We start from the raw sequence: 17,733 nt of genomic DNA on the forward strand, positions 1-17,733 counted from the left end.
ACGCCATCGCGACGTGATGGCTTCCTCATCTGATCCGGAGGCACTGATGCCAGATCGCTACGACACAATACGGCAACAACTTGCCGGACGCCCGCAGCAGTGGCTGATTACCGGCGTGGCCGGTTTCATCGGTTCGAATCTGCTGGAGGCGCTGCTCAAGCTCGATCAGACCGTGGTCGGACTCGACAACTTTTCCACCGGCTACCAGCGCAATCTCGACGAAGTGCGCTCCGTCGTTTCGCCGGAGCAATGGAAGCGCTTCAGGTTCATTGAAGGCGATATCCGCCGGCTGGAAGACTGCGTGAGCGCCGTTCATGGCGTCGATCACGTGCTGCACGAGGCGGCGCTGGGTTCGGTTCCGCGTTCGGTGGCCGACCCGATCGCGACCCACGAGGTGAACATCAGCGGCTTCCTCAATATGCTGGTGGCCGCGCGCGATGCGCAGGTGTCGAGCTTCACGTATGCCGCGTCGAGCTCGACGTATGGCGACCATCCAGGCTTGCCGAAAGTCGAAGACCAGATCGGCCAGCCGCTTTCGCCGTACGCCGTCACCAAGTACGCCAATGAACTGTACGCGTCGGTGTTTGCTCGTGCGTACGGCTTCAAGACGATCGGCCTGCGCTACTTCAATGCATTCGGAAAGCGCCAGGATCCGGACGGCGCGTATGCCGCGGTCATTCCCAAATGGACGGCGGCGCTGATTGCCGGCGACGACGTCCTGATCAATGGCGACGGCGAAACCAGCCGGGACTTCTGCTTCGTCGACAACGTGGTGCAGGCGAACATCCTCGCGGCGATGTCGGACGAGCCGGCCAGGAACGAGGTGTACAACGTTGCCGTCGGCGATCGCACGACCTTGATCCAGCTCTACGACGGCTTGCGGGCCGTGCTCTCCGACAACGGCGTGCGCTGCGACAGGCGTCCGGTGTTCGGCCCGTTTCGCGCCGGCGATGTCAGGCATTCACAGGCCAATGTCGATAAGGCCGAACGGCTTCTGGGCTATGAAAACAAAATCCCCTTCGTCGAAGGCTTGTCCAGAGCGATGCCCTGGTACATCGAATTCGTATCGAAACGGTAATGCCTTCAGTCGCCCAAGCTCACCGGCCCACTCGGCATGACAGGCTCATGCGCGGCGCGCCGATTCTTTTAAGGCGGTAACGTCAATGTCTCAGATCGCAGGTTGGCGAAACCGTCTTGCGCAGATTCATCCTGACCATAGCCGGATCGCACGCAGTGCGGTCTGGGTTTCCATGTTCGCGCTCATCGGCAAATCGGCGGGCGCGCTCAAGGAAATGGCGATCGCGTATCGCTATGGCATCAGCAATGTCGTCGATGCCTATCAGCTCACGCTCACGCTGATCACCTGGCTGCCGGCCACGTTCGTTGCTGTGCTGAGCGTCGTGCTCGTGCCGGCGCTGGTCGAGCTGCGTTCGAGGCCCAAAAAGGAGCAGGCGAAGTTTCTTGGCGAACTCGACGTGATGGCGATAGTCGTCGGCGTGGCGTTCGCGGTCCTTCTCTATTTCTCCTGGCCGTATGCGCTCGACCTGATGGCGCGCAACCTGTCGGAAGAAACCCGCGTGATGTCGCGCAGGATGATGCTCGGCATGGCGCCGGTCGGCATCGTCATGCTGACGATCTGCGTCTATGCGGCCCGCCTGCAGGCGCGCGAAAAGCACGTCAACACGCTGCTGGAGTGCGTACCGGCACTCGTGCTGCTGGGCTTCGTGCTCGTCTGGCACGATGCAAGCTCGCCGGCGCCGTTGATCTGGGGCAGCACGCTCGGCTTCATCCTCCAGGCAGTGCTATTGGGTGTGCTCTCCGGGCGCGCCGATCAGATCCGCGCGCGACTCAGCTTTTCTCTCAGCTCACCGCAGTGGCCGCACATGTATCGCGCGGTCGGCGTGTTCATGATCGGCCAGCTCGTGATGAGTCTGGCCACACCGCTGGATCAGTATTTCGTGGCCGGTCTCGGCGACGGCAACATCGCGACGCTCGGCTATGCGAGCCGCGTGCTCGGCTTGCTGGTCAGCATGGGCGCGGTAGCGATCAGCCGGGCGACCTTGCCGGTTTTATCCGAGCTGTTGAGTGCAGGAGATAACGTTCGTGCCCGAAGCATCGCGCTAAAGTGGTCGCTGTTCATGCTGGCCATCAGCGGCGTGGTGGTGTTGGTGGCGTGGCTTCTCGCCCCGTTCGTCGTGAAGCTGCTATTTCAGCGCGGCGCCTTTAGCGCGGCCGATACGCTGGCGGTGTCCAGTCTGTTTCGCTGGGGATTGATTCAGATTCCTTTCTATTTCTCGGTACTGGTGCTGGTGCAGCTCTTCGCGAGCCAAGGTCGCTTCAAGGCAATGGCGTTGATCGCGGTCGTGAACTTTGCAGTAAAGGCAGTCGCGAATTTTTTCCTGATTCGTTGGCTCGGCATTACGGGGGTGGTCCTTGCAACCGGTGTCATGGGCGCCAGTTCGTTCGTTTGCTATCTGTCTCTCACGCTGTCACACGGATCATTAGAGAATAAAAAGGCAGGTCCGCTATGAAGATTCTGCTGTTCATCCATTCACTGCATTACGGCGGCGCGGAACGCGTGGCCATGAACCTGTCGAGCGAATGGGCGGCACAAGGTCAGGAAGTCTGTGTCGTGACGCTGACCTCTACCGCGAGCGACTTTTATTCGCTGCACGACTCGGGCAAGCGAATAACGCTCGATCTCGCGGGCGCCACTAACGGCCCGGCGAGCGCCGTCGTCGCGAATGCGCGGCGGATGCTGGCATTGCGGCGCGTGCTCAAAGAGGTGCGCCCGGACGTGGTGCTCGGCATCGAGACGAGGCCGTCGATTCTGGCGATCCTGGCCGGCTTGGGCTTGCCGTGCAAGGTCATCGCAACCGAGCACATTCATCCGCCGATGCTGTTCGAAGGCAGATTCTGGGAATGCCTGCGCCGCTGGACTTACCCGTTCGCGGACAAGGTGGTCGCGTTGACGGAGAAAAGCAGGCTATGGCTGCAGGAGCACTGCCATTGCAAAAGGGTCACCGTCATTCCAAATTCGATCTCGCTGCCGATTCCCGTTGTGGAACCGCTCGTCTCGCCGCAGGCGGTCGTGGGCGCACAGCGTCGCGTATTGCTCGCGGCGGGACGGATGGCCGAACAGAAGGGCTTCGATATCCTGATCGATTCCTTCGGCCGGATCGCGAGCGATTTTCCCGCGTGGGATCTCGTCATTCTCGGCGATGGCGATGACCGGCGCGCACTCACTGCACAAGTCGCGGCGGCGGGCTTGGGCGATCGCGTGCTGCTGCCGGGTCAGGTCGGCAATATGCCTGACTGGTACGAGCGTGCGGACCTTTACGTTCTGAGCTCGCGCTTCGAAGGCTTCTCGATGACGATCGTCGAGGCGATGGCAAGCGGCTGCGCGGTGGTGAGCTTCGACTGCGATGCCGGCCCTGGCGACATCATCACGCACGGCCATGACGGCCTGCTGGTTCGTCAGGTCGGCGATCCGCAGGCACTCGCCGATGCCTTGTCGATCCTGATGAAAGACGACGAGACCCGCGCGCTGATGGCGTCGCGCGCGCGTGCTGTCGTCGATCGCTTCTCGGTAGCGAGGGTGTTCTCCATGTGGCGCGACGTGTTCACGCAAACCGGCGCGAAACCTTCGGGACTCGTTGAGCGTCCTTCCGTACGGGCGACGGAATGAGTACTGGGCGCTTTGCCTTCCATCAATCACATGGGCCGAATCCGGACCGTTCATGAATATCGTCTTGTTCATTAGCGCGATGCAGGATGGCGGTGCCGAAAGCGTCGCCGCGACGCTTGTCAACGCATGGGTCGAGCGCGGCGACTCGGTCACGCTCGTCGCCACGTATTCCGGCCGCGGCGCCTGCAACTACCCCGTTTCACCGGCCGTGAAGTTCGTCTACCTGGCTGACCTGGTGAAGCGGCGCGGCCGCGGACCGCTCAACTTTATCCAGCGCATGGCGGCCTTGCGTGCCCTCATGCGCGAAAGCAGGGCGGACGTGATCGTCTCGTTCCTGACGAATGTGAATGTCGCGACGATTCTCGCGTCGCGCGGGCTCGGCATTCCCATCATCGTGAGCGAGCACACGAATCCTCTTGCCGATAACCGTTCGTTGTTATGGCGACTGCTGTGCCGGTTTGTCTATCCGAAGGCCGATCTGCTGACGCTGCTGACGGACGACGTAGTCGCGCCGTTCAGGAAAGTCGTGCCGGGCATGAAGGACATCGCGGTGATGCCCAATCCGCTGCCCGATGGACTGTTCCTCCAGCAACGCCAACCGGCTACGCCACGCAAACGCGTCATTTCGCTCGGACGGCTCAACAGGACGAAGCAGTTCGATTTGCTGATCCGCGCCTTTGCACTGCTCGCCCACGAGTGGCCTGATTGGGACTTGTGGATCTGGGGCGAAGGACCGGAGCGCGAGGCGCTGGAGGCTCAGATCGAGCAACTGTGCATGGGCGAGCGGATTTTCCTGCCGGGCCGCACGCTGACCCCGTGGAGCGAACTGGCCAAGGGACAGGTCTTTGCAATGTCGTCGAGCCATGAAGGTTTGCCCATGGCGCTGATGGAAGGCATGGCGCTTGGACTGCCCGTCGTGTCGTTCGACTGCCCTAGCGGACCGCGGCAATTGACGCGCAACGGCGAGGACGGCCTGCTCATTCCGCCAGGCGACGCGAACTCCATGGCTGCCGCGTTACGCCGGCTGATTTCGGACGACCCGTTGCGCGCCGAACTGGGCAGGAAGGCCGCCGTCTCGGTACGGGAACGCTATTCGTTGAAGGCGGTGTTGCAAATCTGGGACCAGTTGTTCGAACGGGTTGGGGCGCGTGCGAAGGCTGCTGAGTCGGCGCACTGAATAACCCAACGGCATGGTTGCGGTCGTGATCTGCCGTATTTACACACAGCTCAGAGATTCAGGAGCGGACATGAACGGACGTAAAGTAGTTCTCTTTGCCAACACCGACTGGTATCTGTACAACTTCCGGCTCTCGCTGGCGCAGCGACTGCGACAAGACGGATACGAAGTGGTCCTGCTGTCGCCGCCGGGAGAATTCGGACCGAAGCTGCAGGCACTCGGCTTCAGCTGGCACGCCGTGCCGATGAATCGCCGCAGTCTCAATCCGTTGCGCGAAGTCGGTGTGCTCGCATGGATTGTCCGGTTTCTCCGCCGCGAAAAGCCCGACCTCGTCCACGGATTCACGATCAAGAGCGCGGTGTACGGCTCGCTCGCGAGCAAGCTTGCCGGCGTGCCCGCGCGGATCAACGCCGTGGCGGGCATGGGCTACGTCTTCACGAGCCGGGATTTGAAAGCCCGCGTGCTGCGGCCTATCGTGCGCCAACTGATGCGCTCCGCGCTTAACGGCCGGCGCAATGCGCTGATTCTGCAGAATCCCGACGACGTCGCGATTTTCAAACGGGCGAGAATTGTCGACGACCGCTCCATACAGCTGATCAAGGGCTCGGGCGTGAACTGTTCGCGTTTCTCAGCCCGGCCGGAAACTGATGAAGACACGCAGGCTCCGTTGCGGGTCGTGCTCGCTGCTCGCCTGTTGTGGGACAAAGGGATTGCCGAATACGTCGAGGCGGCCCGGGCACTGAGAGATGAAAACCGCTCGGTGCGGTTTCTGCTCGCCGGCTCCCCCGACGATGGCAATCCCGCCTCTGTTCCCCGCGAGCTCGTCGAAGGCTGGGCTAACGACGGACTTCTCACGTGGTTGGGCCATGTCAGCGATATGCCGAAGCTGCTGTCCGAAGTGGACGTCGTGGTGCTGCCGAGTTATCGGGAGGGTTTGCCCAAGACGCTGATCGAAGCGGCCGCGTGCGCGTTGCCGCTGATCACCACCGATGTCCCCGGCTGCCGTGAAGTCGTCAGCGCGACGGGCGAAGACGGCTTGCTCATTCCGGTGCGCGATGCCGTGGCACTGGCCAACGCGATTCGCCTGCTCGACGACGATCGCAAGCTTTGCCGGAAACTCGGCCTCGCGGCTCAAGCCAAGGCGCTGAGTGAATTCGACGAGTCGATCGTGATCAGCAAGACGTTGCGGGTGTATAGCGAATTGCTCGACCCGGCGCCTCGCGAAGTCGTAGTGGCGAGTCAGCGCGAGCGGCAGATTTGACGGTTTCAGCGAAACATCCTGAAGGAGATCGAGTGGCCATGGTCGTTCCGAAATTCATACTGCGCTTCGATGACATTACGCCGGAAATGGCGTGGTCGCGATTCGATCCCTTCGATGAGCTTTCCATGGACCAGGACCTGCCGCTGCTCGTCGGCATCGTGCCGAACTGTCTCGATCAGACGCTCGTCGTCGAGCCGGCGCGAGACGCGTTCTGGGATACGGTCCGCGGTTGGGTCGATCGCGGCTGGAGCATCGCGCAGCACGGCTACACCCACCAGTACGTCACCGAGCACCCTGGGCTGTTGCGTCTCGGCAGTAAATCGGAGCTGGCCGGTCTCTCCTACGAGGAGCAATTCGCCAAGTTGCAGGCGGGAAAGACGATCCTTCAGCAACAGGGCGTCTGGCAACCGGTATTCATGGCGCCTTCCCATTCGTTCGATGAAGCGACGCTCCGCGCACTGGCCGATCTGGACTTCAAATATCTGACGGACGGCTGCGGCGTCTATCCGTACAAATTCGGCGCCCTGACTGCGGTGCCGCAGTTGTTCGCAACGCCGCTGCACTTTGGTTTCGGCGTGTATTCCATCTGCTTGCATGTCAATACGCTCAGCGAAGCCGAGATCGACAGGATTGTCGGATTCGTGAAGAAGAACCGCTCGCGGTTCATTTCCTTTGAAGAGGCCGCGAGCGTCAGAACACCTGTCCCGGGCGTCGCGATGGCGATGCGCTTTTTAACCTCTACCCCGTTGCGCGCCATGCGCCGCTTGAGGGGCTGAACTCTTGATGAGGTGCACGGTGCGCAACAGCCGGAGAGCCGTCAATGCCTTTCTCCTCAGCAGCATGGTGGGTGCGATCACGCGACCTCTCGCTGCGGTGGCCGACGTCGTGACCAACAAGCATGTCGCGCCCGACGAGGTCATCGACCGATCGTTCGGCGTCAAGGCGGACGGCACGACAAACGACCGCGCCGCGCTTCAGAAGGCAGTCGATAATTCCGTCGGCAAGACGCTGGTCATTACGGGCCCATGCAGGATCGACGCCGAAGGACTGCATATGCGCACTAACAGCCGCGTGCGTTTCGCGCCCGGCGCCTCGATCAAACTGCTTCCTCACGACACGCAAAACTACGAGGTCATCCGTGTCTGGGACGTGCGGCACGTGGTGCTGGAAAATCCTCGCCTCGACGGCAGTAAAGAGTTGAACACCGTGAAGGGCGGAGAGTGGGGTATGGGCATTTCCATTGCCGGAAGCACGGATGTGACGATACTGTCGCCCAGTACGATCAACTGCTGGGGAGATGGCATCTATATTGCCAACAGCTTCGGCAACGGGTTGCCCTATTCGAGCGACGTCCGGGTCATGAATCACTACGCGTCCGGTTGCCGTCGGCAAGGTGTGTCGATTATCAGCGGCAAGAATATTCTGTTCGACAGTCCGGTGTGGGAAAACATAGCCGGCACGCTTCCTTCCGCCGGACTGGATATCGAGCCGAACGCAAACACGGACATCGTGGAAAACATCCGGATTGTGAATCCGACCACGCGGCACTGCCAGTTCGGCATTCTGGTCTATCTGGAGGCACTGCCGGGCAGCCGGGAAAAGAACGTCAGCGTCGTGATCAGCGGACACAAGGACGAAGACAGCAGGGAAGCGGCCTTCAGCGTATCCGGATTGAAGATGAAAGGCAGCGTGGTTACCGGCTATATCACGAGCAATTCGCCGACGTGGATTCGCCCGAGGCGAGACGCCTTTGTCAGCGCCGACTACGACCGTGCCGGGCCGAAGATCGATATCACGAATCCCACCATCGTCCGCTAGCCGCTTGCGAGCGGTGCGACGCTCAACGCGTCACACCTTTGGCGCGTAGCAATGTCGTGTACATGTCCCGGTACTGTTGCCAGCACACCGTAATCGAAAAGGACTCGACGATCCGCTCGCGCGCCAGCCGTCCCAGTGTCTTGCGTTGCTCCAGGCTCAACGTCGCCATCTGTTCGAGCGCGTCCGACAAACTGACGGGATCGCGTGGCGGAACAACCAGACCGGTGTCGCCGACCAGTTGGCCGGTATCGCCCACGTCCGTGACCACGCATGGAACGCTGCAGGCCATCGCTTCGCCCACGACCGTGGGCAAGCCTTCCGTTCGGGATGAGAGGCATAGCATGTCGAACGCCGGCATGATTCGATGCAGGTCATTCCGGGCGCCCAGCAAGTGACAGACGCCGCCCAGGCCAAGCTCGTTCATCGTGCGTGCGAGCGCCTTGTTGTTGGTGTCGACGTCCTTGCCGACCATGATGAAATGGCATTCCGGCACACGCTGATGAAGCATCGCGGCCGCGCGCAGAAAGTTATCGTAATCCTTGGCGGGATTGGAGCGTCCTACGATTCCAATCAATATGGAATTCGGCGGCAGGCCGAGCTCATTGAGCAGCGCAGTCCTTGCGGTGGCGTCCGGCACGAACTTGCGGACATCGAAGCCGTTATGTATCACCCGCATCTTCGTGCGCTCGTAGCCGTATTCGACGTGAGTTCTGAACGACGCGTTGGCGCAGCAAATGACCGAATCCGGCAAACGGTTCGAGGTCGCCGCGCCCATTCGTGCAAGCGTATTCAGAACGCGCCCGACTTTGGGCGTGGGCACTTCGGTCCGGTGAATGCCCCACACGAGCACGAAGCGATGGCGCTGCCTGCTGAGGCGGAACATCAGCCGCGCCAGCAACACCGCCACGCCGCCGAAAATATCCGCGTGATACATCCAGGTCTGGACGACATCGGGGCGCGCTTCGACGATCCACCTTGCCAGTCGAATCAGGAGCAGCGGATTCGGAACGCCAGACCGCATTCCCAGAAACCTGACTTCAGCACCCGCCGCACGCAGACGGTCGGCCATCTTGTCGATGGCGGACAGGGAGATGACGACGTGCGTCTCTCCGGCGATGCGGGACTCCGAAACCAGGTTCAGAAGCAACGTTTCGGCACCGCCTACCCCGAGTCCCGAAATAATATGGACAATTTTCATTTTGTTTGCACGGTACGGCATTCGGTGACGTAGAACCGCTGCTATTTCAATCCGGTCCGCCTGTGTCGTGTGTCTTTCACGGATCGATATCCGTCATCACGAAAGGATAATGGAAGGCTAAGTGATCGAGCCGTCGCCATACCGTTCGCCATCCAACACAGCCCGGGACAATTGTCGCTCGCCATTCCCGAATGCGATTTATTGTGCATACGAGTCTATGGACCCGTCCTCCGAGTCGATGCGAGTCTTATGTGCCGTTCCGCTCGTAAGGTCCAACCGAAAGCTGATAGCGTGCAGGGGCACAAGGCAAAGTTAGTTTCAAGAGCATTCAATGGCCAGATAGCAATACCGGTCACTGAGCGCGCTCCGCTGAACGGCGCTTGCCGAAAGCATGAGTGAGCGGCATAAAAATCAACGCACCTCCTCCGGTTTGCGCAGCATTGGCAAGCTGACGGGCAAGAGAGGGATGAAAGTGGCAGAACAACTCAACTCCAAGTTCCAGATCCATCCAATCGGCTACCGGTGGCTGCGGCCTTCCATGCTTGGATTCCTGGCGTTGTCGGCGTTCATTCTCCTGAAGATCGCCCTCGGCGATCGGAGCACGCTGCTCGATCAGGACAATTACGTTGCGTACTTCAGGGACGCCGACCCGCTCTGGATCGTTCATCTGTGGTCCAGCAGCCAGTCGGTGGTATTTTTCATCGTGAAGACGATCACGGATGAACTCGGTTGGCGGCTGTGGGTGTTAGGCCTCGATTCACTGGGCCTCTCACCGGACACCGCGGTGCGCGTGACGGTCGTCGTGCTGAATGTGCTGATGGCGCTTGCTCTTAGCCGGACGCGCCGGCCGCTTCTCGGCCTGCTTTTGTGGGCGCTGATCCCCACCGGCCTGGCGACGGTCGGTCTATTCCAGATCCGTCAGGGTTTCGCCCTGTCGATCGCCATGTACTTCGCGATGTGCCGGCAGCAACCCGTTCGAGGCGCGCTGCTCGCCAGTATCGTTCACACCACCTTTGCGTATCCGGCCTTGTTCCTGATTCTCGCGCACTTTCTCATGAAGCGAAGCAAGGCGCTGGCGATCGTGGGCGTGGTCGGCGCGGCGCTCGCGATGTCGCTGGCGTCGGCGTGGCTGTTCGCCAGGTTCGGCGGCCGCCGGCTCGAGGAATACACGCAGCAGGAAGAATTCACCGTGAACTTCCTGATCTCGCTCGCTCTGTATCTGATCGTACCGATGCTTGTGATCGTGCTGCGTCGAAAGCATATCGAGCATATCGCGCGCGAAATGATCGTTCATGAGATCGCGATCATGCATATCGGGCTGATCATGTTCCTGATCATTTCCTTCTTCGTCTATCCATTCGGGACCCAGCGCATTGTCTACTATGGACCGCTGCTGTTGGCCTTCATGCTGCCGGAGATCCGTATCAAGAATTCGCTGGTCCTGTGGATGGTCGCATTTATCCTGGCTATTTTGACTTACGACATTCACAAGAATTATCTGCTGGACACTTATAAGTACTTTCTCTGAGCGCTTGTCCGCTGGCCGCAAGGTAATGCTTGCCGGTACGAAGCGCGCCTCCTCCCGGAGCGCGTGCAAAAGCGGGCAATGATCATTTCATAGACATATTCCGCTGCGTCGATCAGTTGATTCGGCGTATGCCGTGGCACGTCGTATTTACGCTTATTTGTCGGCTCATAAAATGATCGTGTCCGGGTTGTGTTGGGAATGCCACAGAGGAAAGACTCAAAGTGAGAGACGGTGTGCATCACTAACCTTGTCCTAAATGTGCTTTAAAGCGACAAGAAAATAAAAATTCGTACGTTTATGTTGGAGACCGAGATGTTAAATCTTGCGTTTGGCTTTGTTGTCTCATTCCTGGTTATCTTTTTTATCGTACGAAGTTCGGGCTTGCACGGATCGCTTACGATGGACCACGACTTGCGGGGCATCCAGAAGAACCACGCCTATGCGGTGCCGCGAATCGGCGGAGTCGGCATTGCCTGCGCCGCCACGGTCGTTGCGCTTATCCAGCCGCTGTGGGCGACCGCCCCGGGGACCGGTCAACTGCTGCTCCTGTTGTGCGCTGTGCCCGCCTTCGCAGGCGGCGTGATCGAGGACATGACCAAGCGCGTGAGCCCGCGCGTGCGGCTGCTGTGCGCGCTCGCTTCGGCGCTCGCGGCCTGCCTGCTGATGCACGCCACGCTCACGCGGGTGGACTTGCCGCTTATCGATCAGTGGCTGCGCATTCTGCCGATCGGGATCGGCTTCACCATGCTCGGCGTCGCCGGGCTGACGAATGCGGTCAATATCATCGATGGCTTCAACGGACTCGCCTCGGTCGTCACCATGCTGATCTTCGCCTCGATCGGTTATGTGGCCCACAGCGTCAACGACTGGCTTGTCATGAGCATGGCGCTGACCATGATCGGCGCGATCGGCGGCTTCGTGCTCTGGAACTTTCCGGTGCCTTCCGTTTTCCTCGGTGATGGCGGAGCTTATTTCATCGGTTTCGTCGTGGCGGAGCTGCTGGTCCTGCTGATCGTGCGCAACCCGGGCGTGTCGGCGTGGTACGCGATGGCCGTCGCCATCTATCCGACCTTCGAGACGCTCTTTTCCATCTATCGCCGCAGGATCGTGCGCGGCAGGCCGGCGGGCGCTCCGGACGGACTTCATCTGCATACGCTCGTGTATCGGCGTGTGGTGCGAAAGGGTATCGACGGCGGCAATCTGCGCCGGCGTGCGATGCGCAATTCCTGCACCTCGGTTTATCTGTGGGTGCTGAGCCTCGTCAGCATCGTGCCGGCCACGTTCTTCTGGGACACGCCTATCGCGCTCGCCGGGGCGACTATCGCCTTCGTCACGATCTACGTTCACGTCTATGTATCGATCGTGCGCATCAGGACGCCGCGCTGGCTGGTGATCACGGGACACGCGCCGGTCGTCGCGCCGCGTGGGGCCGAGGAGCCGCGCCACTGACCCGGCGCTGCAATTTCCGTTCATTTACACGGGCAGTGTGTGAGGACGTACGTTGCGGGAGCGGAACCCGATGCACCATATGAACATACAAAGGCATGGGGACAAGCCTTGAAAACCGCGGCCGGGGTCCGGGAAAAGACGGACCTTGCAGGTAACGCCCATAGGACCACGAGAAGACAAAATGAACCACGGATACGAAACATCGCTAGTCAAGCGAGTGGTCAACCAGGTGGTGACCGGTATCATCAACGGGGATTACGACGGCGACATGCTGCCTCCGCAGGTCATCCTGTCGAAGAAGCTCGGCGTGAGCCGCTCGATCATGCGCGAAGCGATCAGCATCCTGATTTCACGCCAGATTCTCGACGTCCGGCCGAAAACGGGTACACGCGTCAAGCCGACGAAAGACTGGCTCATCATCGATCATGAAGTTGCCGAGTGGCGGCTTCGCGCCACGCCCGATCCGGAGTATCTGCACGGGCTGATCGAATTCCGCAAACTCGTCGATCCGCGTGCGGCTGCGTTCGCGGCGACCCGGGCGAGCCGGCATCAGCGCATCGCTATCGCCGCCATGTATCAGAATCTCCAGCAGGCAAGCGGGGATCCCGTCGCGCGCAAGGCCGCCGAAGACGCGTTGCAGGTGGCGATCATCGACGCCAGCGGCGACAGCTTGCTCAGCCAGATGGGCAACATCGTCCGGACGGGGCTGAAGTCCGTGCAACCGGTCTCCCGCATGCAAGCGCTGGCGTACGAGGCGCGGATAGCCGATTACGGCAAAGTCGTGCGCGCGATCGAACTCGGCGACGCGGACGGCGCGAAGGCGGCGATGATGCAACTCATCAGCCATAGCGCGGACCAGCTGCTCGCGGAAACGGTTTGAGCTGGATGGCGGCCGATGTCGGGGTCTGGAGGCGGCCGATTTAATTCGGATGCCTATTTAGAATAAGGATGCGCGAAGCAAAGGGCCGCTGTAGCGCAAGAGAAGACGCTTTATGAAGTCCACGCGATATTCCAACACGGTTGAGTCGCGCAACGGACTAAACCATCGGAGGGGAATATGTGTGGAATCGTGGCTGGGATCGCGGAACGCAACGTCGTTCCGGTATTGCTCGAAGGCTTGCGGCGGCTGGAATACCGCGGCTACGACTCCTGCGGCGTGGCGGTGCTGCGAGACGGCGCGCCACACCGCGTGCGCAGTCTGACGCGCGTTCGTTCTCTGGATCGCGAGGTCCGCGAGATGGGGCTCGAAGGCTGGACGGGCATCGCTCATACCCGCTGGGCGACGCACGGCGCGCCGGCGACCCAGAACGCGCATCCCATCTTCTCGCAGAACGAGATCGCGATCGTTCACAACGGCATCATCGAGAACTTCGAGGCGCTGAAAATCACGCTGAGCGGCGCGGGCTATGAATTCGCGAGCCAGACGGACACGGAAGTGATCGCCCATCTGATCCACAGTCACTACCAGGGCGATCTGGCGGAAGCGGTGCGTCGCGCCGTGAGCGAGCTGCGCGGCGCGTATGCGATCGCAGTCTTCTGCAAGGCCGAGCCGGAGCGCGTGGTGGGGGCGCGCTATGGCTCGCCGCTCGTGATCGGGATAAACGGCAAGGAATCGTTTCTTGCGTCGGATCCGCTGGCGCTTTCCGACGTAACCGACCGGTTCATCTTCCTGCAGGACGGCGACATCGCCGATCTGTCCCACAACGGCACCCGGATCATGAACCGCGACGGCCAGCCGGTCGAGCGCGAGGCGCGCACGTTGCTCCATCCGCCCACCGAGGCGGCGCTCGGGCCGTATCGCCATTTCATGCAGAAGGAAATTTTCGAACAGCCGCTGGCTGTGTCCAAAACATTCCCCCGCAACAGCGCGTTCGACGCCACGCTTTTCGGGGCCACCGACCCGCAGGCGTTCGCGCAGATCGACCGCATCCTGCTGCTCGGCTGCGGCACGAGTCACTATTCCGCGTTGACCGCCAAGGCGTGGTTCGAGTCGATCGCGAAGATTCCGACGCAGGTCGAGATTTCCAGCGAATACCGCTACCGCGAAACGATCCCGGGCAAGAACACGCTCGTGGTGCCGATTTCGCAATCGGGCGAGACCGCGGACACGCTCGGCGCCCTGATGCATGCGCAATCGCTCGGTCAGGACCACACGCTTGCAATCTGCAATGTGGCGACGAGCGCGATCGTGCGGCAGTCGCGCTGGTCGTTCATCACGCAAGCCGGTCCCGAGATCGGTGTCGCATCGACCAAGGCGTTTACCACGCAACTCGTGGCGCTGTTCGTTCTCGCGGTGACGCTCGGCCGCTCACGCGGGTATGTCGATGCGCAGCAGGAAGCGAACTACCGCTCGCAGCTCTCGGGCCTCTCCACGGCGCTGCAGGGCGTGCTGGCGCGCGAACCGCAAATCATCGCGTGGGCGCACGAGATCGCGCGCACGGACAGCGCGATCTTTCTCGGCCGTGGCGCGCACTTTCCGATCGCACTGGAAGGCGCGTTGAAGCTCAAGGAGATTTCGTACATTCACGCCGAAGGCTATCCCGCCGGCGAACTGAAGCACGGACCGCTAGCGCTCGTGACCGATGCGATGCCGGTCGTCGTGACCGCGCCAAATGACGGCTTGCTGGAGAAGCTGAAGTCGAACATTCAGGAGGTTCGCGCCCGCAGGGGCCAGGTGTACGTGTTCGCCGATGCCGATGCGAATCTGTCGAACGAGGAAGGTCTGCGCGTCATTCAGATGCCCGAGTACTACGGGGCGCTGTCGCCGATCCTGCACGTGCTGCCTTTGCAACTGCTCGCGTATCACACGGCGTGCACGCGAGGAACCGACGTCGACAAGCCGCGCAACCTCGCGAAATCGGTGACGGTGGAATGAGGCGCGGGGCACGTTGCATATCGACCCATCAAGACAATCAGCGATGAACACGATCAAGGTTGGGGTTCTCGTCGACGACGTGGCGTTGCCGGCCTGGGTGAATCACATGCTAGGGCTAATTGCCGCCGAGCAGGGAATGGAGATCGTCCTTGTCGTCAAATATGCGTACCAACGGCGGCCGGGGAGGAAAACTGCTTCGCAGGCCGGTCCCTGGCCCTTGTCGCTGTGGATGGCGCTCGACAAACGCCTCGTCAAGGTTGGACACGACGCGTTCAAGACAGAGTCGCTGGCCTCGGCGCTGGCGGAAGTGCCCACCTTGAATGTCGAGGTGGAGAGCAAGGAATGCGGGGATCATTTCGATCCTCGCGACCTCGCGAAAATCGCCACGCATGGCATCACCGTATTTCTGCGGCTCGGCCCGTTGCGGCCGTGCGGCGAAATCTTCGATACAGCTTCGTGCGGAATATGGTCATACCGGCATGGCGATGAAATAGTCGAACGTGACGGACCCGTCGGCGTGTGGGACATTCTTCTGGACCGGACAACGACGGCGTCGGCCTTGCAGTTTCAGACCCGGGCAGGCGAACGCCCGCACACGTTGCAAAAATCATGGTCGATGACCTATCCGGTGTCGATTCACCGGAATCGCAGCCACTGCTACTGGAAGACGCTTTCGTTCGCGCCGCGAAAGTTGCGCGAGCTCAGGGACATCGGCGAAGACAACTTCAGGCGGAAATACACGCAGGCTGATGCGCCACCCGCGTTTTATTCCGGCGAGAAGATCGCCGAGCCGACCAGCGGCGCTTACGGCAAGTTCATTGGTCAGTTGATGGCGAGAACCGTCGCCAAGAAGGCAAGCGGGCTGCGCAAGTTCGAACAGTGGATGTTGCTGTATCACTTCGGCGAGAACGCTCAAATCCCTGAGCGTCTTTTCGAGTTCAAGCAACTGCTGCCGCCCAAGGACCGCTTCTGGGCAGACCCGTTCGTGGTGGAAAGAAATGGCGAGTATGCGGTCTTTATCGAAGAACTCGAATACTCGAAGAACAGGGGGCATCTCTCGGTTATCCGTTTCGATGCAAACGACCAGCCGATCCTGCCTCCCGTAAAGATTCTGGAGCGGCCTTATCACCTGTCCTATCCATTCATGCTGGAGGAGGGCGGCGATCTCTACATGATCCCGGAGACTAACGAGAGCAAGGCCATCGAGCTTTATCGGTGCACGAGGTTCCCGGATCAGTGGGAACACGTCATGAACCTGATGGATGACGTCATGGCCGTGGACACGACGATCTGGCGTCACGACGGCAAATACTGGCTCTTCGCCTGCATGCGCGAAAACGAGCACGCACCGCTGTCCGACGAGTTGTTTCTGTTCTGGTCGGAGACGCTGTTGAGCAAGGACTGGCATCCTCATCCCTGCAACCCGATCGTGTCGGATATCAGAACTGCTCGTCCCGCGGGGAGCATTTTCGAACATCACGGGCAGTGGTATCGGCCCGCGCAGGACTGCAGTGGCAAATACGGGCGCGCGTTGTCGTTTCAACGTATCGACGCTATCGACGAAACCACCTATAAGGAAACGTCGGCAAGCCGGATCGAAGCCAACTGGGACGCAAGCATAGATCGCGTGCACACGTTCAACCGGGCGGGGCGATTGACGCTCATCGACGGGATGAAGAAGCGCGCTAAATAGTCAGCAACTCACCGCGGTATCCGACGCGTGGCGCCGGATCTTCCGTTGATCGTATGGCGCACAGCCCCGCATTACGCCGGGGCTGTTTCAATTGGCGTCCATCCAGATCACGGTGTTCTTTTTCTTCCGGACGGCCCACGAAACTCGGGTGAGTCTGCGTGGCCGTTAGCGGCGTCTCCATAGCGCCGTTCGGACGCGGCTCGCGCCTTCTGCCCATTTGCGGGCGGACTTTCGTATTCTGCGCGCTCTCGTAGAGCACCGTGGCGAACCAGCAGCCAAAGCAGGACTACGACGGTAACCCATACGCAAACGATAAGAATAATTGTGGTTGATGTGAACATGGCGAGCCTGCTTATTGGAATTGATTTATGGGCGTGAACGGCGGTAAAGCGTTCAATCCAGGCGACTCAACCTGGTGCCTCAAATTTACTGATTGCCACCTTGTCCCCCCGCGTTTTGAGTATTTGCTGCCGATGTTGAGGCGAAAGACGAGCCCTTTCTGCGGCGCGGCGCACACAGAAATCAAACTACTCGGGAATGCGCGGACGATAAACAACCCGGCTTATGGGCGTCGATCCGAGAGTTTTGAATGCCGTTATGGGTATACTCTGATGAATGGAATTCACGCGACGGCCCGGCGGATGCCGGCATCCGGTAGGCAGGACAGGAACGCCAGGCCGGCCCCGCGTGTCTTGCTAACAAATTAATGGAGCGTTATACGAGAGTGCAGGGTCGAGCCGGCTGATCGGTTGTGGCGGAGCGTGCAGCGTTGCAATTCGCGGCCACGCCCGTCCGAATGATAAAGTGCGCGTCGATCGGCTTTCCCTCAACTCACGGAGGACATATGGCACTTTTGAGCATCATCGGGACGGCTGTTTTCGTCGCGATTGTCGTGCTCTCGCTATTGGCGGTGATGGATGTCCTGTTCTTTACGCCCGGTAGAAAGAAAATGATGAAGAGCGGCGCCGGAGCGCGAAAACTGGGCGGACATCGAAGATGTTTGCGTAAATAAGTCGTTTCGCCTGCGCAGCAGTGGATCGTCCCAC

General features: G+C 60.5%; 14 protein-coding genes. 13 read left to right on the forward strand and 1 reads right to left on the reverse strand.

Going from position 1 to position 17,733, the window contains the following annotated elements; all coding sequences use genetic code 11:
* The first annotated feature begins 46 nt into the window (after positions 1-46).
* The 7 genes from B0G81_RS07245 to B0G81_RS07275 all read left to right on the forward strand — a co-directional run bounded on the left by B0G81_RS07245 (position 47) and on the right by B0G81_RS07275 (position 7,944).
* Complete coding sequence (locus B0G81_RS07245) at positions 47-1,078, forward strand: SDR family oxidoreductase (RefSeq protein WP_134134033.1); 1,032 nt, start codon at positions 47-49, stop codon at positions 1,076-1,078.
* An 85-nt stretch (positions 1,079-1,163) separates the two neighbouring features.
* A complete protein-coding gene (locus B0G81_RS07250) occupies positions 1,164-2,531 on the forward strand; it encodes a lipid II flippase MurJ (protein WP_134134034.1) in 1,368 nt (455 codons plus the stop codon).
* The gene (locus tag B0G81_RS07255; RefSeq protein ID WP_134134035.1) at positions 2,528-3,688 is read left to right on the forward strand and encodes a glycosyltransferase family 4 protein; all 1,161 of its coding nucleotides are present in this window, start codon (positions 2,528-2,530) and stop codon (positions 3,686-3,688) included. The genes B0G81_RS07250 and B0G81_RS07255 overlap by 4 nt, the downstream gene beginning before the upstream one ends.
* A gap of 52 nt (positions 3,689-3,740) precedes the next feature.
* The gene (locus B0G81_RS07260; RefSeq protein WP_134134036.1) at positions 3,741-4,865 is read left to right on the forward strand and encodes a glycosyltransferase family 4 protein; all 1,125 of its coding nucleotides are present in this window, start codon (positions 3,741-3,743) and stop codon (positions 4,863-4,865) included.
* Positions 4,866-4,935: 70 nt separating this feature from the next.
* A complete protein-coding gene (locus B0G81_RS07265) occupies positions 4,936-6,126 on the forward strand; it encodes a glycosyltransferase family 4 protein (RefSeq protein WP_134134037.1) in 1,191 nt (396 codons plus the stop codon).
* 38 nt (positions 6,127-6,164) lie between these two features.
* The gene (locus tag B0G81_RS07270) at positions 6,165-6,902 is read left to right on the forward strand and encodes a DUF2334 domain-containing protein (protein WP_243856747.1); all 738 of its coding nucleotides are present in this window, start codon (positions 6,165-6,167) and stop codon (positions 6,900-6,902) included.
* A gap of 19 nt (positions 6,903-6,921) precedes the next feature.
* Positions 6,922-7,944: a hypothetical protein gene (locus B0G81_RS07275; protein WP_243856375.1), complete on the forward strand. Its 1,023-nt coding sequence runs from the start codon at positions 6,922-6,924 to the stop codon at positions 7,942-7,944.
* A gap of 22 nt (positions 7,945-7,966) precedes the next feature.
* Here the strand turns inward: B0G81_RS07275 and B0G81_RS07280 are convergent, their stop codons facing one another.
* Complete coding sequence (locus B0G81_RS07280) at positions 7,967-9,142, reverse strand: glycosyltransferase (RefSeq protein WP_134134039.1); 1,176 nt, start codon at positions 9,140-9,142, stop codon at positions 7,967-7,969.
* Between the two features lie 466 nt (positions 9,143-9,608).
* On the opposite strand from B0G81_RS07280, the gene B0G81_RS07285 reads away from it, so the two are divergent.
* The 6 genes from B0G81_RS07285 (at position 9,609) to B0G81_RS43500 (ending at position 17,699) form a co-directional block, all read left to right on the forward strand.
* Entirely contained in the window at positions 9,609-10,670 is a 1,062-nt protein-coding gene (locus B0G81_RS07285) for an EpsG family protein (protein ID WP_166678931.1), read from the forward strand.
* A gap of 312 nt (positions 10,671-10,982) precedes the next feature.
* Positions 10,983-12,119, forward strand: coding sequence for a glycosyltransferase (locus tag B0G81_RS07290; RefSeq protein ID WP_134134041.1), 1,137 nt, complete (start codon positions 10,983-10,985; stop codon positions 12,117-12,119).
* Between the two features lie 181 nt (positions 12,120-12,300).
* The gene (locus B0G81_RS07295; protein ID WP_134134042.1) at positions 12,301-12,999 is read left to right on the forward strand and encodes an FCD domain-containing protein; all 699 of its coding nucleotides are present in this window, start codon (positions 12,301-12,303) and stop codon (positions 12,997-12,999) included.
* A 177-nt stretch (positions 13,000-13,176) separates the two neighbouring features.
* Positions 13,177-14,994 (forward strand): glutamine--fructose-6-phosphate transaminase (isomerizing), encoded by a 1,818-nt coding sequence (gene glmS / locus B0G81_RS07300; protein ID WP_134134043.1) that lies wholly within the window; start codon positions 13,177-13,179, stop codon positions 14,992-14,994.
* Between the two features lie 43 nt (positions 14,995-15,037).
* Positions 15,038-16,687 carry a hypothetical protein gene (locus B0G81_RS07305; protein ID WP_134134044.1) on the forward strand — a complete coding sequence of 550 codons (1,650 nt, stop codon included), beginning with the start codon at positions 15,038-15,040 and terminating at the stop codon, positions 16,685-16,687.
* A gap of 844 nt (positions 16,688-17,531) precedes the next feature.
* Positions 17,532-17,699 (forward strand): hypothetical protein, encoded by a 168-nt coding sequence (locus B0G81_RS43500; protein ID WP_158608185.1) that lies wholly within the window; start codon positions 17,532-17,534, stop codon positions 17,697-17,699.
* The last annotated feature ends 34 nt before the right edge of the window (positions 17,700-17,733 follow it).

The organism is Paraburkholderia sp. BL6665CI2N2, from assembly GCF_004366535.1.
In the GTDB taxonomy this organism is placed as follows: Bacteria; Pseudomonadota; Gammaproteobacteria; order Burkholderiales; family Burkholderiaceae; genus Paraburkholderia.

Coding starts and splice junctions, on each gene's coding strand:
- B0G81_RS07265 (WP_134134037.1), top strand. CDS start 4,936: ATGAACGGACGTAAAGTAGTTCTCTTTGCCAACACCGACTGGTATCTG.
- B0G81_RS07295 (WP_134134042.1), top strand. CDS start 12,301: ATGAACCACGGATACGAAACATCGCTAGTCAAGCGAGTGGTCAACCAG.
- B0G81_RS43500 (WP_158608185.1), top strand. CDS start 17,532: ATGGCACTTTTGAGCATCATCGGGACGGCTGTTTTCGTCGCGATTGTC.
- B0G81_RS07290 (WP_134134041.1), top strand. CDS start 10,983: ATGTTAAATCTTGCGTTTGGCTTTGTTGTCTCATTCCTGGTTATCTTT.
- B0G81_RS07250 (WP_134134034.1), top strand. CDS start 1,164: ATGTCTCAGATCGCAGGTTGGCGAAACCGTCTTGCGCAGATTCATCCT.
- B0G81_RS07280 (WP_134134039.1), bottom strand. CDS start 9,142: ATGAAAATTGTCCATATTATTTCGGGACTCGGGGTAGGCGGTGCCGAA.
- B0G81_RS07260 (WP_134134036.1), top strand. CDS start 3,741: ATGAATATCGTCTTGTTCATTAGCGCGATGCAGGATGGCGGTGCCGAA.
- B0G81_RS07305 (WP_134134044.1), top strand. CDS start 15,038: ATGAACACGATCAAGGTTGGGGTTCTCGTCGACGACGTGGCGTTGCCG.
- B0G81_RS07285 (WP_166678931.1), top strand. CDS start 9,609: ATGAAAGTGGCAGAACAACTCAACTCCAAGTTCCAGATCCATCCAATC.
- B0G81_RS07270 (WP_243856747.1), top strand. CDS start 6,165: ATGGTCGTTCCGAAATTCATACTGCGCTTCGATGACATTACGCCGGAA.
- B0G81_RS07255 (WP_134134035.1), top strand. CDS start 2,528: ATGAAGATTCTGCTGTTCATCCATTCACTGCATTACGGCGGCGCGGAA.
- glmS (WP_134134043.1), top strand. CDS start 13,177: ATGTGTGGAATCGTGGCTGGGATCGCGGAACGCAACGTCGTTCCGGTA.
- B0G81_RS07245 (WP_134134033.1), top strand. CDS start 47: ATGCCAGATCGCTACGACACAATACGGCAACAACTTGCCGGACGCCCG.